At 60.8% G+C, this 22,062-nt stretch carries 22 protein-coding genes; 9 read left to right on the plus strand and 13 right to left on the minus strand.

Annotated features, from left to right (window positions below; genetic code table 11):
• Window positions 1-69 precede the first annotated feature (69 nt).
• The 8 genes from ACLBV5_RS14640 to ACLBV5_RS14675 all read right to left on the minus strand — a co-directional run bounded on the left by ACLBV5_RS14640 (window position 70) and on the right by ACLBV5_RS14675 (window position 10,234).
• Window positions 70-1,008: an NAD-dependent epimerase/dehydratase family protein gene (locus ACLBV5_RS14640; RefSeq protein ID WP_278069809.1), complete on the minus strand. Its 939-nt coding sequence runs from the start codon at window positions 1,006-1,008 to the stop codon at window positions 70-72.
• A gap of 34 nt (window positions 1,009-1,042) precedes the next feature.
• Complete coding sequence (gene gmd / locus ACLBV5_RS14645) at window positions 1,043-2,020, minus strand: GDP-mannose 4,6-dehydratase (protein ID WP_278069810.1); 978 nt, start codon at window positions 2,018-2,020, stop codon at window positions 1,043-1,045.
• 46 nt (window positions 2,021-2,066) lie between these two features.
• On the minus strand, window positions 2,067-3,155 hold the full coding sequence (locus ACLBV5_RS14650; RefSeq protein WP_278069811.1) for a DegT/DnrJ/EryC1/StrS family aminotransferase: 1,089 nt from the start codon (window positions 3,153-3,155) through the stop codon (window positions 2,067-2,069).
• 14 nt (window positions 3,156-3,169) lie between these two features.
• Complete coding sequence (locus tag ACLBV5_RS14655; RefSeq protein ID WP_447606126.1) at window positions 3,170-6,088, minus strand: FkbM family methyltransferase; 2,919 nt, start codon at window positions 6,086-6,088, stop codon at window positions 3,170-3,172.
• Window positions 6,089-6,129: 41 nt separating this feature from the next.
• Window positions 6,130-7,446: a glycosyltransferase gene (locus ACLBV5_RS14660; protein ID WP_447606127.1), complete on the minus strand. Its 1,317-nt coding sequence runs from the start codon at window positions 7,444-7,446 to the stop codon at window positions 6,130-6,132.
• A 3-nt stretch (window positions 7,447-7,449) separates the two neighbouring features.
• Complete coding sequence (locus tag ACLBV5_RS14665) at window positions 7,450-8,490, minus strand: glycosyltransferase family 4 protein (RefSeq protein WP_278069814.1); 1,041 nt, start codon at window positions 8,488-8,490, stop codon at window positions 7,450-7,452.
• The gene (locus ACLBV5_RS14670; protein ID WP_278069815.1) at window positions 8,487-8,972 is read right to left on the minus strand and encodes a hypothetical protein; all 486 of its coding nucleotides are present in this window, start codon (window positions 8,970-8,972) and stop codon (window positions 8,487-8,489) included. The genes ACLBV5_RS14665 and ACLBV5_RS14670 overlap by 4 nt, the downstream gene beginning before the upstream one ends.
• 89 nt (window positions 8,973-9,061) lie before the next feature.
• Window positions 9,062-10,234, minus strand: coding sequence for an acetyl-CoA C-acetyltransferase (locus tag ACLBV5_RS14675; protein ID WP_278069816.1), 1,173 nt, complete (start codon window positions 10,232-10,234; stop codon window positions 9,062-9,064).
• Window positions 10,235-10,414: 180 nt separating this feature from the next.
• Between ACLBV5_RS14675 and trhA the strand changes: the two genes are divergently transcribed.
• Complete coding sequence (gene trhA / locus ACLBV5_RS14680; protein ID WP_278069817.1) at window positions 10,415-11,110, plus strand: PAQR family membrane homeostasis protein TrhA; 696 nt, start codon at window positions 10,415-10,417, stop codon at window positions 11,108-11,110.
• Here the strand turns inward: trhA and ACLBV5_RS14685 are convergent.
• Both ACLBV5_RS14685 and ACLBV5_RS14690 read right to left on the minus strand, forming a co-directional pair.
• Window positions 11,001-11,597 (minus strand): NAD-dependent epimerase/dehydratase family protein, encoded by a 597-nt coding sequence (locus ACLBV5_RS14685; RefSeq protein ID WP_447606150.1) that lies wholly within the window; start codon window positions 11,595-11,597, stop codon window positions 11,001-11,003. The genes trhA and ACLBV5_RS14685 overlap by 110 nt on opposite strands.
• Window positions 11,539-12,078 carry an NAD-dependent epimerase/dehydratase family protein gene (locus tag ACLBV5_RS14690; RefSeq protein WP_447606128.1) on the minus strand — a complete coding sequence of 180 codons (540 nt, stop codon included), beginning with the start codon at window positions 12,076-12,078 and terminating at the stop codon, window positions 11,539-11,541. The genes ACLBV5_RS14685 and ACLBV5_RS14690 overlap by 59 nt, the downstream gene beginning before the upstream one ends.
• 201 nt (window positions 12,079-12,279) lie before the next feature.
• On the opposite strand from ACLBV5_RS14690, the gene phaR reads away from it, so the two are divergent.
• Together phaR and ACLBV5_RS14700 are read left to right on the plus strand one after the other, a co-directional pair.
• A complete protein-coding gene (phaR, locus tag ACLBV5_RS14695) occupies window positions 12,280-12,903 on the plus strand; it encodes a polyhydroxyalkanoate synthesis repressor PhaR (RefSeq protein ID WP_376787718.1) in 624 nt (207 codons plus the stop codon).
• A 6-nt stretch (window positions 12,904-12,909) separates the two neighbouring features.
• On the plus strand, window positions 12,910-13,275 hold the full coding sequence (locus ACLBV5_RS14700; RefSeq protein WP_447606129.1) for a hypothetical protein: 366 nt from the start codon (window positions 12,910-12,912) through the stop codon (window positions 13,273-13,275).
• Between the two features lie 355 nt (window positions 13,276-13,630).
• Here the strand turns inward: ACLBV5_RS14700 and ACLBV5_RS14705 are convergent, their stop codons facing one another.
• Window positions 13,631-14,368 carry a glycosyltransferase family 2 protein gene (locus ACLBV5_RS14705; protein WP_025978661.1) on the minus strand — a complete coding sequence of 246 codons (738 nt, stop codon included), beginning with the start codon at window positions 14,366-14,368 and terminating at the stop codon, window positions 13,631-13,633.
• 104 nt (window positions 14,369-14,472) lie between these two features.
• Here ACLBV5_RS14705 and ACLBV5_RS14710 point away from each other — a divergent pair, with 104 nt between their 5' ends.
• The 3 genes from ACLBV5_RS14710 (at window position 14,473) to ACLBV5_RS14720 (ending at window position 17,890) form a co-directional block, all read left to right on the plus strand.
• The gene (locus ACLBV5_RS14710; RefSeq protein WP_303705765.1) at window positions 14,473-16,146 is read left to right on the plus strand and encodes an ArnT family glycosyltransferase; all 1,674 of its coding nucleotides are present in this window, start codon (window positions 14,473-14,475) and stop codon (window positions 16,144-16,146) included.
• A complete protein-coding gene (locus ACLBV5_RS14715) occupies window positions 16,146-17,069 on the plus strand; it encodes a hydroxymethylglutaryl-CoA lyase (RefSeq protein WP_447606130.1) in 924 nt (307 codons plus the stop codon). The genes ACLBV5_RS14710 and ACLBV5_RS14715 overlap by 1 nt, the downstream gene beginning before the upstream one ends.
• Before the next feature lie 128 nt (window positions 17,070-17,197).
• Window positions 17,198-17,890, plus strand: a complete 693-nt coding sequence (locus ACLBV5_RS14720) for an acetyltransferase (protein ID WP_278069821.1) — start codon at window positions 17,198-17,200, stop codon at window positions 17,888-17,890.
• A 627-nt stretch (window positions 17,891-18,517) separates the two neighbouring features.
• On the opposite strand, the gene ACLBV5_RS14725 is transcribed toward ACLBV5_RS14720, so the two are convergent.
• Complete coding sequence (locus tag ACLBV5_RS14725; RefSeq protein WP_447606131.1) at window positions 18,518-18,688, minus strand: hypothetical protein; 171 nt, start codon at window positions 18,686-18,688, stop codon at window positions 18,518-18,520.
• 555 nt (window positions 18,689-19,243) lie between these two features.
• The gene (locus tag ACLBV5_RS14730) at window positions 19,244-19,693 is read right to left on the minus strand and encodes a hypothetical protein (protein WP_303705766.1); all 450 of its coding nucleotides are present in this window, start codon (window positions 19,691-19,693) and stop codon (window positions 19,244-19,246) included.
• Here ACLBV5_RS14730 and ACLBV5_RS14735 point away from each other — a divergent pair.
• From ACLBV5_RS14735 to ACLBV5_RS14745, 3 genes are all read left to right on the plus strand, one after another.
• Window positions 19,674-19,889, plus strand: a complete 216-nt coding sequence (locus ACLBV5_RS14735; RefSeq protein ID WP_278069824.1) for a helix-turn-helix domain-containing protein — start codon at window positions 19,674-19,676, stop codon at window positions 19,887-19,889. The two genes, ACLBV5_RS14730 and ACLBV5_RS14735, sit on opposite strands and share 20 nt — an antisense overlap.
• A gap of 102 nt (window positions 19,890-19,991) precedes the next feature.
• Window positions 19,992-21,581, plus strand: coding sequence for a hypothetical protein (locus ACLBV5_RS14740; RefSeq protein WP_447606132.1), 1,590 nt, complete (start codon window positions 19,992-19,994; stop codon window positions 21,579-21,581).
• A gap of 27 nt (window positions 21,582-21,608) precedes the next feature.
• Window positions 21,609-21,893: a phage tail protein gene (locus ACLBV5_RS14745; protein ID WP_278069826.1), complete on the plus strand. Its 285-nt coding sequence runs from the start codon at window positions 21,609-21,611 to the stop codon at window positions 21,891-21,893.
• The last annotated feature ends 169 nt before the right edge of the window (window positions 21,894-22,062 follow it).

A 22,062-nucleotide genomic window follows, 5' to 3' on the forward strand; every position in this document is an offset into this window, starting at 1 on the left:
CAAATAGTTTACCGGTAGGCCAGTACAAAGTTTAACGAGGCGTCTGGCCTTTCTTGGAGAAATGCCTGGCTAAAAGAGGAGTTCCCTCAGTAGTTCGTCGAGAGACCGTTTCGGCCGCCATGCAGTTGCCGTGGTCAACTTGCGATTATCAACAAACGCCTCCTGGATGTCGGAAAGCCTAACTCGCTCGGGATCGACGAGGATGCGAGCTTCGCTGCCAGCCAGCTCTATCATTCGCTCGAGCAACTGTCGCAACGTGGGGCTTTTTCCAGAGGCTACATTGAACGTCGCTCCTCGCCCACACGCCAGTATAGATTGCAAAAGGGCAACATAGGCGTCAACTACGTCTTCAACATGTAGAAAATCTCTACAAACGCCAATATTTCCAACCTTGATCGTCTCCGATCCATCCCTTAGCTGCTTGGCGAATGATGGAAGCGCGAATCTGTCGTCCTGGCCTGCCCCGCTATGATTGGCCGGACGAGCGATGACTAGAGGAGCATGGGATGGGTAGGTATCAAAAAATACATGCTCAGCTGCCAGCTTTGAGCGCGCATACGGGTTCATAGGCTGTGGAGAAGAGAGCTCTGTAGCCACGCCACGATTGAAGGCGCGCCCGTACACCTCAGTAGAACTAACAAACATCATAGCCGGGGCTGCCGCCACCTCCACAGCAGCGGAACAGATATTCATCGCGCCGCCAGCGTTTGTTTCCCACGCCGCTAACGGCGAAGAACTGCTGCCCGAAACCGAGGATTGTGCCGCAAGGTGAATGACAGCAGCTGGCTTGGCTTGATCTAGCGCCCTTACGATAGACTGTTGATCAAACAGGTCAAAATACAGCCGGTCTCCGTCGCCTTCGATATCAAATCGAGCAGTTTCGTATACTCTATAACCATTAGCTCGAAGGCGACGGACAAGCCGCCGCCCCACAAACCCCGAAGATCCCGTAACGAGGATGGCCCCGTCGGACGGGAATATGCCATCTCGCGGCATAAGATCGGCCATATCTGGCGCAGCCCCTTTCAAACGCGTCTTCTACCTAACGGGCATGGCGGGCGAGATCTGCGTCTACCATTTCGCGTATCATGTCTTCCAGGGTCGTTTCCGCCTCCCAGCCAAGGACACGCTTCGCCTTAGCCGGATTACCCAACAGAACATCAACCTCAGCCGGGCGGAAGAAGGCCTGGTCTACCCGGACATAATCTTCGGGATTCAGGCCGACGTGCTCAAACGCGACCTTCACCATCTCACGAACCGTAACCGTACGGCCAGTCGCCACGACGTAATCGTCGGGCTTATCTTGCTGCAGCATCAACCACATAGCTCGGACATAGTCACGAGCGTGCCCCCAGTCACGCTTAGCGTCCATGTTGCCCATAACCAACTCATTGGCTTGGCCCAACTTGATGCGCGCAGCAGCATCAGTCACCTTGCGCGTTACGAACTCCAGTCCGCGAAGCGGGGACTCATGATTGAACAGAATGCCGGAGCAGGCAAAAATATCAAAGCTTTCGCGATAGTTTACGGTGGCCCAATGCCCCATGAGCTTCGCGACAGCATAGGGCGAACGCGGATAGAAGGGCGTGGCCTCACTCTGCTTCTCTTCCTGGATGAGACCGTACATCTCAGATGAAGAAGCTTGGTAGAAGCGAGCATCAGGCCTCTCGAGCCTCACAGCTTCCAGTACATTCACGACCCCAACACCAGTTACTTGCGCAGTCAGCGTGGGTTGCGCCCACGATGTCTTCACAAAAGACTGGGCGGCCAGATTATAAACCTCATCCGGCTTGTATTCGCGAATGATTCTCGCCAAGCCTCCAACATCTAGCAGATCTCCATCCACAAGCTCGACCTGGCTCGTGATCCCAAGCCAGTCGAGGCGCTGCGTCGCGACCCCAAAGTGGCTCAATCGCCGGACCACCCCAACCACTCTATAGCCTTTAGCCAGCAACATCTGCGCCAGATAGGCACCGTCCTGACCAGTAATTCCCGTTATCAGTGCAGTTTTATTTTTCATAACTTGACCTTAATATGCAACATTAGCCTCACAAGTTGTGAACCCGCTATATGCAATGCCTCACGGAAGCGATGACTTGCTCAAATTCTTCCGCTGTTATAGTCGGGTAACTTGGGAGACTTACTCCGCGAGCCGAAATTTCCGTCGAGATTGGGAAGGCTTGGGGAGAGCTAAGAGAAGAATACATCGGCATTTCATGTGCGCAGTGGAAAACAGGGCGGCTATCAACGCCTCTGGAAGCCAATCGGGACATGAACGCATCACGGTCCATCCCGTCGGGTAGCAAAACGCTAATCAGCCAATCGGAACTTGACGTGTTGGGATCGAGATCCTGGAACGTTAAAGGCATATCCGACAGCCTTTCTCGGTAGGCGCGCCCCAGACTCCTCTTCTTGCTAAGAAGTTCTTCAACACGCTCCAACTGAGCAACGCCAATGGCCGCACAGATATTGGTCATTCTATAGTTGAATCCCAACTCCACATGCCAATAGCGCCGCTCCAGCGACTGACCCTGCCCTTTCACCAGGCGCATTCTCGCGGCCAACGCATCATCATTCGTTGTGACCGCCCCGCCCTCTCCGGTGGTGACAGTCTTGTTGCCGAAGAAGCTGAAAGTTCCGACCGACGACAGTCCTCCACAATGTCGGCCGCTTGACGTCGATCCCAGAGCCTCAGCACAATCTTCGATAACATGGAGACCATGCCGCGACGCGACTTGATTGATCGCCTCCATATCGCAAATGCCGCCGTACAGGTGCACCGCCATGATTGCCTTTGTTCTCGGCGTGATGGCGGCCTCCAGCGCCTCAGGATCCAATAGCCAATCGCTGAGACGGCAATCGACAAACACAGGCACGGCACCAGTCTGCGCTATAGCGTTTACCGACGCGATGTAAGTGAACGTGGGGACAAGCACCTCGTCTCCAGGTCCAATCCCAAGACAATGCACCGCCAAATGAAGTGCAACGGTGCCGTTGGAGACGGCAATGGCGTGCTTCACGCCCAGAAAACATGCCAAGTCACTCTCGAAACGATCGACATAACTGCCGACCGATGAAATCCACGTCGTATCCAGGCAATCGTTCACATAAGCCTTTTCATTGCCCGACAGGCTCGGCTTGTAGACAGGTATCATCGACTGTGTCTCGCTCATTGCAATGCGGCGCTCGAGAGGGAAATTAAATTGCTCCAATGCCGGGAGCCACGACGAACCATCAGGTAGTTCCCATCCTCAAAGAAGGCAACATCCGTCAGAAGACTAAGTACATTTCCGCCAGGCTCTGTGGCTATCAAAAAGCAGGAAAAACCTCGCCGATGCATCGCGGCGAACCATGCTTCGCTCTCCCCCCCGGCTCGTTCCACATGACTGTTGGCGAACTCCGCCACCACTACGATGTCGGGGTTGCTAAGATGACGGCTCGCGCCCTGCAAAATATTCAGCTCATACCCCTCAGCATCAATCTTGAGAAAATCCAGACGCCCAGGAATAGCATCGTCGAGCGTCGCGATTTCTACCATCTCGGAGCCCGATTTTAACTCGTCATCAAGCGGAAAAAATGACGAATGGCTGGAGGTAAGGCCTCTATTTATTAGGGCTTGGCCCGCCACGTCGCCAGCAGCAAGGTTGATGACCGATACACGACGATAGAAGCCATTAAGAGCCATAGCCAGCTTCAGGTTGGCGGCAAGATCGGCCAACGGCTCAACGGCATAGACTTTCCCGTTTTCACCTACCAGACGCGCTAACAAGAGGGTGTGCATCCCGACGTTGGCCCCCACGTCGGCCACATGCATGCCTTCCGCAACAACCGTCTTCATCACCTGTGATGTCCCCCACTCGTAACCGTGAACGGCGATGGACATGATATGGAGGATCAGAGGAAGATCGTTATTTGGAACGAGAACATAACCATAGTCCGTTCTTATAGCTTCCGTCGTTTCATTATATCGGATGCTATGACGTCGAACGGTCGCATCTACCTTTGAATGGAGCCCTTCAACGAGAGCCTGAATCTCCGCCTCGTGGACTTGGAGGTCATCCAACTCGGCACTCATCCGCCCAGCCACGGCCTGCGCCAGATCATCCCATTGCACCTGCCGCTCACTATGCAGAGCAATTGTTTTCTGGATCTCCTCAGACAGATCCCTGAAGGACTCGTTCTGCCTGTGCCGCGCGTCTTCAAGAAGTGTGGACACGGATCGACTTGTATGTCCGGAAATTTCACCAAGGATTCTGTCTAGAATACCCTTCAGATTTTCCTCATGTCGGACTTGGGACTCATCAAACAGATGAGAGACCGCCGATCGGCTATGATCAGAAAACCCGGCAATGATGCGATCGAGCAAGGAATTGAACGATGCTTCCTGCTTTGTATGACTTTCACTTAGGAGCGTCGAAATCGCCTGCTTGCCGTAGTCTGTTATATCTTTCACGATTTTATCAGACGAAGCTTCGAGAGCTTGCGAATTGATCGATCGCAACTCTTCGAACAACTGGGATACGGCGGAAATTATGGCCCTTTGAAGATCACTCGAAGCGTAAGAGCGAAGATCACGAATCTCATCACCCAACGCTCCAAGAGCAAGCCGCTCAGATTGTTGTCGCGCGTCTAGAATACCGACCAGGTCATGGATCGTTCTTATATCACCCTGAATCTTGGATGTATCCTTGATAGCTACAGATATATCCGCATTAACTCTACTATATAGGTCTTCATGCAAATGAATGTTGTCTCTACGAACTCCATCAATAGAGTCGGACAAATCTTGGTTGGTGAGAGAACTGTCTTCGACAAACCGGCTTATCCGGCCCGATACATCCAGCAGGCGACGATCAAAATGCTCAATGATACTGGAAACCGCATCCCCGATCTTATCGCTACTTCCGTATAGTCGCCAATCCCATTTGGTGCGGACAGAATGCATGATACTCGGACGCGCCCGCGCCAATTTATGGTGGCGAGACCAAGAGGGCAGGCCGTGCCGTGCCGGCTGGACGCGCACACGCGACACTTGCACGCCGATCATCCGCGGATCGCCCTCTCCCGCCAGCGAGTGAGGCGACGTCAGGGTCTCCGTACGGACCAGGATTTTCAGCGTTTCCGAACCCACACGCTTCACGCCCGGCAGGCAGACAAGATACTGGTTCCCGTCCCCCTGTGAGAACTTGTACCTTGCCGAGCGGTTCATTACCGAAATCATGATCGACTGCCCGCGGGCGAGCGGCGCGTAGGGCCTCAGGCTGAAATAAACGTCAAGCTTGGCCGAAGAATTCGCCAACCCGTCAAGAGGCAAGACAAGGCGAGCTTCGTGAGATCGCGTCCAGCGCCCCCCTGCCTCCTCAGCCCAGAAACCCAAGGCGCCAAAACCAATGCCCACCGCTTTGGACAAATTCAGATCTATGGCGTCGCGATCATCCTCGCGTCGACACATTCCTTCGTTCGCCTCAGGCAGAGGACGTTCGAGATCATGGGAAACCTGCACGGGCACCGACGAGAACACCGAAGCGCCATGATAGACAACATCGGGCACAGCTTCGACGACGCAATCTCTGGAAGGCGCCAGCGCTTGAAGTGAGGTCAGCTTTATCGCCAACTCTCGACTATCGTCGCCCACGAATAGGGACTGCGGGGAACATGCGCGCGGCAGGCACAACTCAAGGCTGACACGCTCATTCTGTACGGGCACCGACTGATAGACGACATGAAGCCTGTGATCTCCCGGTGAAATCTGGACGACCCTCAAACGCTTTCCGCCAGCGGAAATTTCAACCTGCTGTGAATGCTCTGCAGTTACAAACGCCCTGAACGCGATTGCCACCACGACCTCAACTCCGACATCCCGGGGACAGAGAATATCCAGAGTCGCTCGCTTTCCTAGCGACCACACGCCGTCTGGTTCGACGTCGGACCAACCTTCTCGCAAGAAGATTCCCTTTAGACGCCCAGACTTGAACTTGATGACATCATCGAGCGTGACCGGCCTAAAGAGCCCCCTCTCGGCTTGATAGGAAGTAAGCGCCGCCCTAACGGCAGTCTGCCTAGTGTCGGATTTATCAAGGCCGAGCATATTTCAGGTTCCGAGAGCAAACTATATTCTAGCGCGTTCTTCTAGGCTACGCCGACCGATGATGATGCATCAAGGATTTCGAAATTCCTGATGTTCTCCACAAGCAATGACAAGGTCTCTTCATCGCGGTCGCCCACGCAGATGACTTTCAGCAAGTCTCTGGTTCGTTGCCAAATGACGAGATTCTCACGCCTAGCGGATTGAGCGCCTAGATGCGCCTCGACACCATCGACATAAGTATCGACAGAATAGGTCTGCTCCGCCCATTTGCGAGCATTCCGGCCAGTTAGATCAGCAAACTCAGGATTCTCGAGAGCCAGCCTCATTCCATGGGCAAGACCTCGGACCTCGTCATCCCAAGAAACCTTGACTACCAGATCGTCTGGTACATCCGAATAGCATCCGATATCTGTAACCAGCGTGAGCTTTTCGGATAGCAGAGACTCCACAAGAGTCGCCGATGCACTTTCCGTCGGAGGGTACCTCAGACAACACACCACCGCCGTGGCGTTCATATGCCGAGCGTAATCGTCCGGCGAAACCCGTCCCATAACAATCAGATCCACTCCGAGATCGGTAGCGAAATCGATAAGCTTGCTTTTATAAGCATCGGAAATAGAGCCAACAAGATTATATTGAATGCGTCTTTTCAGAATATCCGAACTAGCAATCCCGCGAATTACGGATTCGATTCTCTTATTAGAATTTGCGTCACCGAACGTTGAAACGATCATCTTGTCGCTAACGCATGATTTTTCGTCGACGTCGGACGCAGCTGTTTGAATGGGCGCTTTATACGCCAGAGGCACGAAACTCACCGGTCCGAGAACGAGCCGCTTCATGCGATGAGCGGCGAATCTTGAATGCGTAATAATAGAACTGAACTTAGGCGCGACCCATTCGAGCATAGGGAAATGTTCGGCGCGATGAGCAAGCACATCCTCCACCAAACGCAAATCAAGTGGCACCGAGGCACCATAGATATCGGCCAAGAACTCATCATGAGCGTCCAGGCTCAACGACCTGATCCACCCATAAAAAAGATCATAATAGTATACGTCGTGGAAGACACCTACGCCGGGAAACTTTTCGCAAATCTCGATTACGCCGCCGTGATAGCCGTAGTTGTTCCCCACGTTATATATAAACTTCGCGCCACTATCGCTTAATGCGCGGAGCGTTTCAGAATCGCCGTAATGAACACAGTCGTCAAACAGAGACTCCCCAATAGCCCCCATGTCAGAAGATACGACCACCACATTCTGATTGCGACGGACAAGTTCATCAACGATTATCTGGCTAAACTGCGCTATAGCCGACTTTTTGCTTACGGGCGTAACCCAAACGATCAACGGCATATCTCAGGAACCCAAAATCGCGGCGATGGAATTATCCCAGTTGAAGCCTAGCGAGCGCCAGGCCGCTCGACCCGCTGCTCCCAGATCCCGCGCGGTCTGGGCGTTCGCGAACATCTCATCGAAAGAATGGGCAAGGCTTTCCGGGTCAGGGTGGACAACGTGCCCCGTCACCCCGTGCTTCACGATCTCCAGAACCCCACCCGAGTCGGTGGTGGTGATCACCGGTTTGGATGAAAGATACGCCTCAACCGTTACATAACCATAAGAGTCCTCAAGGAATGGTATGTAGACGCAGGCTAGCGCGTTGTTAACGTAGCTCGCAATCGTCTCCCTGGGAAGAAATCCAAAGTCGAGCTTCACTCGATCCTTCAGGTCATGGCTTTCCACCTTACGTATCAAGGCAACTGCGTCAGCCTCGTTCTCAGGAGGACCCGCAACAATCAGCTTCACATTAGATCTGACGTGCGCCATCGCATCGATTATCATCGCTTGGCGCTTAGCGCCATTTACTCTGCCACCCGCGAAAATATACCCCTCACTACCGCTGTCGCTAAATAGATGTTCATCATTTACAGGCAGGGGGTTAATTGGGGCATCAATACCCATATACGTGCTTAGACGCTCACTTACCGGGCGAGCAATGCACGCGATTTGTTTCGCGCGAGCGAAAGCCTCGGCGTCGAACCGACGTATTTGATCGCGAAGAGCAACGCCTGCATCGTCATTTGGGATATTGCTTTGCCCGGCATCCCAGAGATCATAAGCCTGACGATATTGATGAACGAGCCATATACGCATATTACGATGCTGAATGCCGTAGTTCGGAAACTTCGAACCGACCACTATGTCATAGTGATCCAAGTCCAGCATCTGGCTAATTTGCATTTCGGTTGCCAGACGCGCAGGCGGCTCCCATCGCATAGGAATCCGGACAAGATCCGCATCAATTGCTCTGCGCCGCATTTCCTTAACAACATTAGCGGCCATCTCCTCAGCGCCGCCCCAAACAAATGGCACTTGTCCGTTGATGACGGCGACCTTCATGCGACCCCCGAAATAAGCCCAGCCGCCTGCACTAGGCTATTTGCGGCGTTTCTCCAGGCAGCATCGTCATCGGAGGGAAACGGCAATAATCTCGCAGGTACGCCAACTTCCTTCATCGCACGCTGGGTCCTTTTCGCCGCACAGAAAACAGCACGCGCCTCCGCAACCGCCGCATCCATGGCCGCAAAATTGAGAGGCGATGAGCCTGCCTTGGATACAAGATCATCGCCTATTCGCCAGATTATCTTTTGCCTATGAAGCGCCACATCAGTAATGGGACTAAGAGATAAAAATACATCGCTCCAGCAATTTAATTCCATAAGGCGGAGGCCAAAAAATTGGGGCGTTATATTGGGACTTACGACATTAAACGGGAACAGGAATGCTTCAGCCTCATGCCCTAGCCCCCGCAGCGCATCTGAAAGCCTGTCAATCGGTTTCTGAAAAAATTTATCTTGGTGGGCGGCAACAAGTATTTTCATCAGTACTTAGATTCCGAGAAAGGCACTTACCAATTAGCCCATTTGAGAAAATTCGCCAACGAATTCCGCAACACACACAGCATCGCTCGTCAGCGTTCGACACACAAGGCCACGCCCATGCCGCCGCCGATGCAGAGGGTGGCCAGACCCTTCTTGGCGCCCGACCGCTTCATCTCGTGCAGCAGGGTGGTCAGCACGCGGGCGCCCGACGCGCCGATGGGGTGGCCGATGGCGATGGCGCCGCCGTTGACGTTGACCTTGGCCGGGTCGAGGCCCAGCTCCTTGACCACGCACAGCGACTGGGCGGCGAAGGCCTCGTTGGATTCGATCAGGTCCAGATCGGCGACGGTCCAACCGGCCTTCTCCAGCGCCTTTTTCGAGGCCGGAATCGGGCCCGTGCCCATGAGGGCCGGATCGACGCCCGCCGTGGCCCACGACGCGATGCGGGCCAGCGGCTCCAGACCGCGCGCCTTGGCTTCATCGGCGCTCATCAGCACCAGCGCCGCTGCGCCGTCGTTGATGCCCGAGGCGTTGGCCGCCGTCACCGTGCCGTCCTTGTCGAAGGCCGGCTTCAGCTTCTGCATCGCCTCGAGGGTGGCGCCGTGGCGGATGTACTCGTCCTGATCGACCACCACGTCGCCCTTGCGCGTGGAGATCGTCACGGGCGCGATTTCATCGACGAACTTGCCCGCCTTCTGCGCGGCCTCGGCCTTGTTCTGGGAAGCGACGGCGAAATTGTCCTGAGCCGCGCGGTCGATCGACCATTTCTCGGCGATGTTCTCGGCCGTCTGGCCCATGTGATAGCCGTGGAAGGCGTCGGTCAGGCCGTCCAGGATCATGGTGTCCTTGAGCGCCAGGTCGCCCATCTTCTGACCCGTGCGCAGGTGCTGGGCGTGCGGCGACTGGCTCATGCTCTCCTGACCGCCGGCGACGACGATCTTCGCGTCGCCCTGCACGATCTGCTGATAGGCCAAGGCGACGGCGCGCAGGCCCGACCCGCACAGCTGGTTCAGGCTCCAGGCCGGAGTCTCATTGGCCAGACCGGCGCCGATGGCGGCCTGACGCGCCGGGCCCTGGCCCGCGCCGGCCTGCAGCACCTGGCCCAGGATCACCTCATCCACATCAGCGGCGGCCACGCCCGCGCGCTCCAGCGCCGCCTTGATGGCGACCTCGCCCAGCTTGGAGGCCGGCAGGGTCGACAAGGCGCCGAGGAAGGAGCCGACCGGCGTGCGGGCGGCGGAGACGACGACGACGTCGGTCATTTTTATTCACTCCCTGGAGAAATCTTGGCCGGGTCGTGCCGCATTCGGCCGCGGCCGTCACCTGTTGCGATGCAGCAATCAGCAAAACGTCATCGCCGCGCCGCAGCAAGAGCCGGGAACGATGGCGGCAGCCGCGCTTTGAAACAGGGAAGGAGACGTCGCCCTGTTGAGAGTTCGTCCATGCTGAAACATCTGGCCCGCCGCATCTGCACCCCCGACGAACTCGACATGATCGAGCATTATCAGACGCGCGCCGAGCGCATGGCCGACCTGTGGGTTCACCTGATCGGGCTGGCCCTGGCGGTGGCGGGCGGCGTGGTGCTGGCGGTGCTGGCCAGCGTCTATGCAGGCGTCGGCGCCGCGGTTTCAACGGCGATCTACGCTCTTTGCCTGGTGGCCATGCTGACGGCCTCGACCGTCTACAACCTGACCCATCCCTGCGCGGCGCGGCCCGTGCTGCGGCGGCTGGACGAGGCGGCCATCTTCCTGATGATCGCGGGCAGCTACACGCCGTTCACGGCGGTGCGCTTCGAGGGGGCCTGGTCGGTCGGGTTCACCGCCGCCGTCTGGACGATGGCTTTGGTCGGCGCAGCGGTGAAGATGCTGGCGCCGCGCCTGTCGGACGCCTTCTGGAGCGTGATCTACGTCCTGTTCGGCTGGGTGGCGGTGTTCGCGCTCAAGCCGATGATCGAGACGGTGCACCCGCTGGCACTGAGCCTGCTGGTCGTGGGCGGGCTGATCTACACGTCCGGCGTCTTGGTCTTCGTCAGCCAGAAGGTGAAGTTCCGCCGCGCCATCTGGCATGGCTTTGTGGTGACGGGCGCGGGCGTCCACTGGGCCGCCATCTTGATCGGCGTGGTTCTGGTCGGGTCCTAGGCGAGACGACCGGCGGAGTCTTTTCACGCCACAGGGCCGCGCTGATGATCATGTCCTGGAGGCTCTTGCGCGGCGCCCACCCCTGCCTTGTCAGACGGCTGGTGTCCGCCACCAGCATCGGCGGATCGCCCTCGCGTCGTGCGCCGACCACCGCTGGAACGCGACGGCCCAGGCAATTCTGTGCGGCCTGAAGCACTGCGCGCACAGAGACGCGCCCGCCGGCGCCCGCGTTTAACACTAGGTCGGTCTGCCCCTGGAACAACTGCTCCAGCACCAGAAGATACGCCGCAGCTAGGTCTTCGACATGCACGTAGTCCCGGATCGGGGTGCCGTTGCGCGTATTGTGAAATCTTCCCCCGAAAGCCGTCAGAGGCGGCGCCTCGCCCCGCGAGGCCCTGACGAGCAGCGGGATCAGATGGGTTTCGGGATCATGATCCTCGCCCAGCTCGCCTTCGCTGTCGGTACCCGCCGCGTTGAAATAGCGCAGGGCGGCGCAACGCCCGCCCGACGCGCGCGCTGCTGCGCAGCACCTCCTCGAACGCCAGCTTGCTGGCCCCATAGGGGGTGATCGGTCGCGTCGAGTCGTCGTCCCTAATCGGCGCAAGCTCGGCGGGACTGCCGTAGACCGCCGCGGTCGAAGAAAACAGGATGGTCCCGACGCTCGTCGCTTGCAGAAACTCAAGCAGGGCGACGCCCTTGCCTACATTCTCTCGATAATACTTCAGAGGATCCCGCACGAACTCGCCGACCAGGCTCTTGACTGCGAAATGCAGCGCCCCAACGGTATTGTGCGCCTGAACGGCGCGGGCGACGGCGTCGCGATCGGCGATATCCGCCTGAACCAGAGGCCCCAAACGAACCGCACTGGCGTGGCCGCTGGAGAGATTGTCCAGGGCCGCCGGCAGGTAGCCCTCGGCCGCAAAAGCCTTGCAGACGTACGAGCCAATATATCCAGCGCCGCCAGCCACCAGTATCGCACCACGAAAGATGGCCGCCTCCTCAGGTCGAACAGCAAGCCGCCGGGTCCGGCCTCTTTCCTACGATGGATCCGTTCGCCGCAAGCGGGATTTCGCCGCCGCTACGCCTCCTTGCCGCGCCTGGCGCTGCGGGACTCGCCTTCGCGGCCACAACGCGTGATAGTGCGGCGATGCAACATCGCGAGAACAAGCGTGGCCGACAAGAAATCCGAGGGCGGAAAAACCCGTGACGGCATGGTCGTCATCAAGAAATATGCGAACCGGCGGCTCTATAACACCGCCACCAGCGCCTATGTGACGCTGGACGATCTGGCGCGGATGGTGCGCGAAGGCGTGGAATTCACCGTCCATGACGCCAAGACCAACGACGATCTGACGCGCCAGATCCTGACCCAGATCATCTTCGAGGAAGAGAGCCGGGGCGAGGCCCTGCTGCCGGTGCAGTTCCTGCGTCAGCTGATCGGCTTTTACGGCAACTCCATGCAAGGGGTGCTGCCGTCCTATCTGGAGATGTCGCTGGACAGCTTCACCCGCCAGCAGGAGCAGTTGCGCGGCCAGTTCACCCGCGCCTTCTCCGCCGCGCCCGGCGGCAATCTGATGGAAGAAGCCGTGCGCCAGAACATGGCCATGTTCGAGCGCGCCATGCGGATGTTCCCCGGCTTCGCCCACGCCCGCGCCGAAGACGAAGCGGCGGAGGCGTCGCCCGCCGAAGCCAGGCCGGCGCCGGCCAAGGATGACGCCGCGTTGGACGAGATGCGCCGCCAGATGGACGAGATGCGGGCTCAGATCGACCGCCTCGCCCAGTCCAAGGACTGAACCGGCATGACGGACGAGATCCGTCCGATCGGCGCGGCGGGTCCGATGAACGACCCCGTGGTCGATGAGCGGGGCGACAAGGACCGTCGCCGTCGCGAACGGCGTCGCGCGCGCGCCCTGGTCCCGACCGAGGCCGAAGCGGCGGATCAGGCGGCCGATCCTGCCGCCTCCCCGGCAAAGCCTGCCGTCACCCCGCCCCCGCCGCCCGCCGCCTTCGCCGCTCAGGTGCTGGGCCAGTCAGGGCAGAAGCGCGGGCTGAAGGGCGGCGCTCAGGTGCTGGACGCGGCGCGCACCACCTATCTGGGCCGGGAATATTCAGGACGGCACGACCGGCGCCCCTCGCCGGGTCGGGCGCGCAAGACCGAGATCTGACGGCGACTGGCGCCTGACTTGCGAGGACCCAGGCTCAACCGTCCTCGGATCGCGCCATGCCCGCCGCTCTCAGCCTCGCCGCCCGCCTGTTCGACGCCACCGTGGTGGCGGTGATCTTCCTGGCGTTCAGCTAGGGGGCGATGGCGCCCCCGCCCACTGTCCCTGCATCCTCCCCACTGTCCCCTACACTCCGCCGTCACCCTCGGGCTTGACCCGAGGATCGAGCACAGCGGCGTGCTCACGGCCGACCGTTGAGTAGGCAGACAACTGGATCCTCGGGTCAAGCCCGAGGATGACGGGGTGCTGGAGGGAAGGGCGTGGGAGCAGGCCGCTCATGAGCGAGCCGGCCGCCGCTTCAGAACTCCGTCACCGCCCCCGGGCGACGAGAGCGGGACTTCAGCCACATCACGCCCAGCAGGTCCGAGAAGGACGCCCGCAGCCGGCCCCAGTTGGTGTATTTCGACCGGCCCGTCTCGCGGTGGCGGTGATCGACCTCCAGGTAGCGGTTCTCATACCCCTCGCGGATCATCAGCGCCGGCAGGTAGCGGTGGATGTGATCGAAGTAGGGCAGGCGCAGGAAGACGTCGCGGCGGAAGGCCTTCAGCCCGCAGCCGGTGTCATCGGCGTCGTCGCCCAGCAGTTTCCTGCGGATGCGGTTGGCCCAAAGCGACGCCTGGCGCTTGGCGTTGCTGTCCTGACGCTTGGCGCGCACGCCGCCGACCAGGGCGACGCTGGGCGGGGCGGCGATCAGGGCGTCGACCAGGCGCGGGGCGTCGGCGGGCGGGTTCTGGCCGTCGCCGTCCAGGGTGACGATGATCGGCGCCCGCGCGGCCAGGACGCCGGTGCGCACCGCCCGGCTCTGCCCCGCGTTGGTTCCGTGCGACAGCACCCGCAGGGCGGGCAGTTCGGCCATCGCCGCCTGCAGCTCGGCCAGGGTGGAGTCCCGGCTGGCGTCGTTGACGAAGATCATCTCATAGGACCGCCCGGCGAAGGCCTCGGCGATTTCGCGCGCCAGCGGCACGGCGGCGCCGGATTCATCATGCACGGGCACGACGACGGAAATGTCGGGCGAGGAAGCGGAGCGGTCGGTCATCGGCCTTCCTTAGCGCAGGCCGCGCCTCGGCGAAACGGCGCGTCCACAGCCGTCGCACAAGGCGAAGCTTCCGGACGCCGCGTCCGGCGTGATACGAGTGCGCCATGAACCGCCCGAACCTGGATCATTACATCGCCGGCTGGCGCGGCCCTGTCCTTGCGGCCCTGCTGGCCCTGATCGCCGGCCTGCCCGGCCTGCTGCTGCTGCCGCCGCTGGACCGGGACGAGAGCCGCTTCGCCCAGGCGACGGCCCAGATGCTGGAAGGCGGCGACTATGTCGACATCCGCTTCCAGGACGATCCGCGCTGGAAGAAGCCCATCGGCATCTACTGGATGCAGGCCGCCGCCGTGGCCGTGACTTCGGACGTCGAGGACCGCACCATCCAGCCCTATCGCCTGCCGTCGCTGCTGGGCGCCATGCTGGCGGCCTGGGCCGTGGCCTGGGCGGGCGCCGCCCTGTTCGGCAACAGGGCGGGCTTCCTGGCCGGCGTGATGCTGGGCGCGACCTTCCTGCTGTCGACCGAGGCGGGCATCGCCAAGACCGACGCCATGCTGGCGGGTCTGACCACCCTGTCGATGGCGGCGCTGGCGCGCATCTACATGTCCACGCGGGCGGGCGAGAAGTCGAACCGGCTGCACAAGCTGCTTTTCTGGGTCGGGATCGGCCTGTCCATCCTGATCAAGGGACCGATCGGCCTTCTGGTCGTGGCGCTGGCCGTCATCGCCCTGTCGATCTGGGACCGCAACATCAAATGGCTGGGGCAGTTGGGATGGGGCTGGGGCCTGCCGCTGACGGCCCTGCTGGTCGGGCCCTGGGCCATCGCCATCACCATCGCCACCGACGGCGGCTTCTGGCGCGAAGCCATCGGCGGCGACCTGGCGCCCAAGATCGCGGGCGCGCACGAAAGCCACGGCGGCTTCCCCGGCATGTATGTGCTGTTGTCGCCGCTGCTGCTGTTCCCCGTCACCCTGATGCTGCCCGCCGCCCTGGCGACGGGCTGGCATCGCCGGGCCGAGCCGGCGATCCGCTTCGCCGTCTGCTGGCTGGTCCCGGCCTGGCTGATGTTCGAACTGGCCCCGACCAAGCTGTGGCACTACACCCTGCCCACCTTCGGCGCGATCGCCCTGCTGGCCGCCGCCGCCCTGACCCAGCCGATTGGCAAGGTGTCGCGGGTGACTGGCGCCTTGCTGGGCCTGTTCGCGGCCGTGGTCATCTGCCTGATCACCGTCTACGGCCTGACCGAGTTCGGCCGCTCGACCGCCCAGACTTGGGCCACCGTCACCATCGTCTTCGCCGTCATGGCCGCGGCGGTCGGAGGCTTCCTGCTGGTCAACCGCGCGGCGATCACCGGGGTGCTGATCGCCGTCGTCTTCGGCATTCTGGCCCATGCGGGCCTGGCAGGGACCATCCGCCAGCTGCGCCCGCTGTCGATCGCGCCCCGCCTGGTACAGACGCTGGACTCGGCCGAGCTGAACCCCGCCCAGGGCCGCTATCCGGGGCCGGTGGCCATCACCACCTTCCATGAGCCCAGCTTCGTCTTCCTGACCGGCAAGGACACCCAGCTCACCGACGGCGCCGGCGCCGCTCGCGCCCTGGCCGAGGGTCGTCCTGCCATCGTCGAGGCCCGCGACGACGAGGCCTTCCGCCGCGCCCTGGCCGACCTGGGCGCCGCCGGGCGGGCCGTCGGCGTGGTCACCGGCCACAACTATTCCTCGGGCGACGACGTGCGCCTGACCGTCTACGCGCCGGCGGGTTCAGGCGAACGGAGGGCCCGCTGATGGGACGTTTCATCCAGATCGTCGAGGTCGGCCCGCGCGACGGCCTGCAGAACGAGAAGACGGTGCTGGAGCCCGCCGTGCGCGCCGACTTCGTCCAGCGGCTGGAGGCGGCCGGGGCGAAACGCATCGAGGCGGTCAGCTTCGTCCACCCCAAATACGTGCCCCAGATGGCGGGCGCCGAAGAGGTCATGGCCGCCCTGCCCCGCCTTGAGGGCCGCAGCCGCATCGGCCTCGTCTTGAACGGCAAGGGCTACGACCGCGCTCTCGGCACGGCGGTGGACGAGGTCAACGTCGCCCTGTCGGCCACCGACGGCTTCGGCCTGAAGAACCAGGGCCTGACCGTCGACCAGCAGGTGCAGATGCTGGCCGCCATCATGGCGGGCCGCGCCAATGCAGACGGCGCGCCCGGCGCGACGCCGAAGCTGTCCGCCACCCTGTCCTGCGTCTGGGGCTGCCCCTTCGACGGCGAGGTTTCAGTCCAGCAGGTGGGCGACCTGGTCGCCCGCATCGCCGCGCTCGGCGTCGAGGAGATCGCCCTGGCCGACACCATCGGCGTCGGCGATCCGTGGAGCGTGACGAAAAAGGTCGAGGCCGCCCGAAAGGCCGCGCCGGATGCGACCCTGCGCCTGCATTTCCACGACACCCGCAACACCGGCCTGGCCAACGCCTACGCCGGCGTCGAGGCCGGCGTCGACGTGCTGGACGCCTCGGTCGGCGGCATCGGCGGCTGCCCCTTCGCGCCCGGCGCGACCGGCAACATCGCCACCGAAGATCTGGTCTACATGCTGGAGCGAGCGGGCTTTTCCACCGGCTACGATCTGAACCAATTGATTGACACTGCCCGGTGGATCAGCGAGCTGATCGATAGGTCAACTAAAAGCGCCGTAGTTCGTTCTGGACCATTTCCCAGAAAATCAGGTTAGCTGTTCGATCGCAAACAGTTCGCTATCTTAGTCTTCAAAACGGAGAATATTTATTCTCACAACAACAACTAACGAGTGAAGAAATTACACAATTACATCCAAACAGATTCGCTGCTAAGGAAAGAAAAATGAAACACCAACCAGACACAGGCAATGAAAATAGCAAGGTTATTTTTGGTCTTTTCGGCGCGGGAGGATTCGCCCGAGAAGTTATGCCTATAGTTGATAAAGATTCACTACCGGGATCAGGACATAACGATATAGAGCTCTATTTCGTTGAAATGCACTCGGAGTTCAGTGAAATAAATGGTTACAAGGTTATCTCCGAAGATCACTTTTTTAGCATTCCGTGTAAAGAAAAATTCTTCAACATCGCAATAGGCGACTCAAAACTTCGAGAAAAAATAGCAACGAAATGCATAATGAACGGCGCAAAGCCGATTAATCTAAACTCAAAGAAATGTACAATTGACGAATTCAATGAAATTGGAGAAGGCGCAATACTTTGTCATAACACTATTGTTACATCAAACACCAAGATCGGAAGATTTTTCCACGCAAACATCTTTTCTTACGTTGCGCACGACTGCGTAATTGGAGATTTTGTAACATTCGCTCCGAGCGTGCACTGCAACGGAAATGTTCACATACATGACCACGCCTACATCGGAACAAACGTGGTAATAAAGCAGGGCAGCCTCTCAAAACCATTAGTAATCGGCAAGGGAGCCGTCATCGGCATGGGCGCAGTGGTAACTAAAGATGTACCACCATATACGACAGTCGTGGGAAATCCCGCAAAACCCTTCGTAAAGAGCTAACATAAACTGGCAGGTCTCTTATTGCAGAACGTCAACATGGAGGGAGAGTGTTAGGGGACACTAGGGTTTAGAAAGGGGGGCCAGTGCGGAACAACGTGGGACAAACCTTTACTGGCCAAGGCTTTCCCTCAAAAATTTGTCGGCGGTCGGCGCGCAATCGTTGTCTAACGGAAACGCCGATTTAGACAGACCTCGCTCACTTGATCTTAGACAATTTGTCGGCGGTGGTCGGCGGCGCAAAGAAGCCTTAGGCCGCCCTTAGGCCAGCGCCTGGACGACCCAAACGCCCGCAATGGCGGGCTAAGGTCAGCATGACGCAAGCTTGAGGGAAGCCTGATTGATGGGCTGGATTGGCTGGTGAGCGAGCGCGACGGACCTAAACGCAAGCGGCGGAACCGGGACCTTGTGGTCCCAGTTCGCGTCGAACTGGGCGAATGCCCGCCCTGTCTAGGTTTCAGGCCGAGGTGCCCCCCTCACAGGTTGGCGCGAACTGGGACCTAAATTCTCGCCACTCGCCTGCTCGATCAAACCTTTAATGCGGGAGGCTTGGGCGTCCGCTGCGATCCGTCCAGCCTGACTGAGTTGGCCACACTCAAGCTCGAAATTGGAGATATCACCTTCATGCATTTAGGAGTCGGCAGCATCGATGATGATGACGCGCCAAGCGCAGCCCTGAATCCGATCCGGCACGACGCTGCAGGTGGATGATCGTCGGAAACAAAAGGCGACGTTGCGCTGTGCAGCGTAGTCGCCTTCGCGCGCGGCCTTCCATTCACGCAGGAACATCAACTGATCCATCTGGCAGAGCGTGTCGCCGTCTTCACAGTGGGTGATTTTCGGGTTCGGGAGACCAGGGTAAAGTTCACCATTCGCCAGCCGGGGGAGGAGCGGTTGAAGGTCGTGGCGGACCTCCTCAGCTTTGACGTTGGTTAGGCGCGCTGACGGCTGAGTCGGTGAATTGTTTGCATCGACGACGGCGGTCTTGTCTTACGGGGCGGCGGTTCCGGCGCCATGGACAGGAGTGCGATACAGCCGACGATTACGGCAAGTGATGTCAAACCAAGAGGGGCTAGCGACCCTCCGTCCACGCTCCCCCTACTTCCGATTTTTCCGGCCGCGACGACGCACGGCGTCTGTGGCGCGAGCGCTGGAAACAAACTGGGTCAGCGCCGCCAGCTCTCCCGCGCCGGTCGTCCGCACTGCCAGGTGCCAGGCGGCCGTCGGTCTCCAAGACATAGACGCTGCGACGGTCGGCCCCGTTCGATCAGTTCGCCGTCGTCCAGGATGCGTTGCACCAAGCCCATGTCCTGCGGCCGGGTCGGCGCGTCACCGTGGCCGTGGTCCAGGCGTGGGTCACCGCCGCCTCCATCGCCTCCTTCGCCTGGCGCTCGCCGCGCGACAGGATTCAAACCTCGACTTGTCGTCCAGCCAGCGTCGTTGATACGGGTGGAAGTTGATCAGGGGGCCAGCGTCGGCCCAACGGTCGGCCGCCATCAGCCGAACAGGATGCGCTTGGCTACGCATCGCCTCCGCTTCGGCGTCGCCGGACTGGACGGCCTCGTCCAGCTTCTTGATCGCCTCTTTCTTGAACTCGGCCTGAAGTGACCGGCTCATGAACATGACCTCGGCGTCCAGAACGACGGCCTTCCCGCCCTCTTCACCTTCAGCGCCGTCGCTGGTCGCGGCGGCCATGGCGAGCTTCAGGATGATGGAGTGCATCACCTCGATATTCATGCGCGCCAGCTTATTGTCGGACTCGTCGCCGAACTGCCCGGCCAAGGCGGTGGCGAACCGAATCATCATCCCGCTCGGCCAGCTGTCGTCGGTCGAGCGCCGCAAACAGGCGATGCGCCAGATGCGCCGCGACGGCCTGTCGAACGGCCAGACGGCCAAGGTGCTGGGCGTCCACCGCCGCACCGTCGAACTGTACCACCAGGTTAACCGCCGCCTCGGACTGGCGTTCAAAGAGCAGAACACGCTCGATCTTTTCGAGGATTGAGCCCCCGGACCGAAGTTCTTCGGAGTGTGGCCACCCCCGTCATTTTGGCCTGATGACCCTGCGCTCGCGCTAGGGCGGCGCGTCACGGGGGCCACACCCAAAATGACCCAGGGCCAAACGGCTCGCCGTCCGACGCGCGGCGTTCGCAACAACAATCCCGGCAATATCCGCCGCGTCTCCGGCGTCACCTGGCAAGGCCAGGCCAAGGATCAGACGGACGCGGAATTCGTCGTCTACGTGTCCCCGGAAATGGGCGTCCGCGCCCTGGTCCGCACCCTGCTGACCTACAACAATGCGCACAAGTTGGGCGTGGAGGCAGGCAAAATCCTCGCGCCCGCTGTTGGCGCGGCGGCGACCGTGCTGGAGTCCGTCTCCAACTGGATGAGCCGCGCCGGAGAAAGCGAGTCGTTCCTGGCCAAGACCGCCGTTTGGGCAGTGGCCGGGCTGGCCGGGGCGGTTGGCAACGCCGTGGTCGGCATCCTCGGACCCTTGTTCATGGCGAAAACCATGCTCGGCCCTGGGGGCCTCGGCGGTGCGGCGTTCAAGACGGGGGCGACCCAGGTCATCGGCCTCTTCGGCCGGATGCGTCTCGCCGCCATCGGCTTCAACCTGTCGACGCTGGCCAATCCTGTTGTGCTGATCGGGGCGGCCGCCGTTGCCGCAGTCGTCGGCGTCGGCCTTGGTCGTCCGCAAGTATTGGGAGCCCATCAAGGCTTCTTCGGCGGCGTGGGTCAGGCCCTGGGCAAGGCGTTCGCCCCGGCGCTGTCCGCCATCGGCTCGATGCTCGCCCCGCTCAAGCCTCTATGGGACGGCTTCGCGGATGGCGTCGGCAAGGTGGCCGGGTGGTTCGGCCGCCTGCTGACGCCAGTTGACGCCGCCGACAAGAGCGTGACCAGCGCCGCCGAGGCGGGGCGCAAGTTTGGCCGGGTGCTGGCCATCGCCTTCAAGCTATCGCCGGTCGGCCTGTTCGTGGCGGGCATCCGCATGGGCATCCCCAATATTCGGGCGGTCCTGGCGTGGCGGCCCATGGACACGATCCGGGCCGCATGGTCCGGCCTGACGGGTTTCTTCGGCGGCCTTCAGGCGCGGTTCAGCGGCTGGGGCGGGATGATCCTTCAGAGCCTGATCAACGGCATCCGCTCCATGACAGGCAGCGTGAAAAACGCGGTCATGGAGACGGCCAGTCCCGCCGTGGGGTGGTTCAAGTCGGGGCTTGGCATCCGGTCGCCGTCGCGGGTCTTCATGGGGTCTGGGCGCCGACACCATCGCGGGCCTGACCCTCGGCCTGGATCGCGGCGGCCGGACGGCGGTTCGCCGCGTCGCGGCCATCGGCGCGGCCGTGGTCGGCGCCATGCCTGTGGCGGGCGCCGCCTTGCCCGCCATCGCCCAGCCGGCCGCCTCGTCAATGTCCGCCGCCTCGGCCGCTCCCGCCGGGCCGCGCACGGGCGGCGTCCATATCGAAACCCTGACCATCCACGTCTCGGTCCAGAGCGGCGGCGACCAGACCACGGGCCGCCGGATCGACCGAGACATCGCTGCCGAGCTGCGGCGCCGACTGCACGACGCGGCCTGATCCATCACCGTTCTTATGACCCTGGGCGAAATCCGCTTCTCCATGGAGGAGGGCTCCTATCGCCAGCTCTCGCAGACGCTGGAAATCCGCGTCGCTCGCATGGACCGCGCGGGAGGTAGTCCGGCCGCCGAGTGCTGGGCGAAGACATGACCATCGACATTGAAGGCGTTTGCTATCCGGGCCAACGCCACGCCATGGATCGCGTGGATAGCTTTGTGGCCGCCGCCCGCACCCATAAGCCCCAGGTGCTGACGGACGGTCGGGGCAACGTCTGGGGCGAATCCCTGATCGAGCGCGTCGAGCGGCGGACGGGCGAGGGTGCGTTCGACGCCTCGGGCGCTCCCCTCCGCGAAGACTTCCGCCTCTCCCTGGGCGCGGTCCCGCCAGAGACCTCGCCCGACCAGGCCCAGCCCCAGAGCGGCGCCGCATGAGCCGTCAAATCACCACCCGGCAAGGCGACCGAGGCAGTCCTGGGCGCCAACTCGCACTTGGCGGACCTGCCCCCGTTCTTCCGGCCGGTGTTCTCGTGACCCTGCCGGACCTGCCGACTACCCCCGAACGCAGAAGGCTGAAACTGCGGGACTGAAGCCCGACTTTCGC

Source organism: Brevundimonas sp. M1A4_2e, from assembly GCF_053345555.1.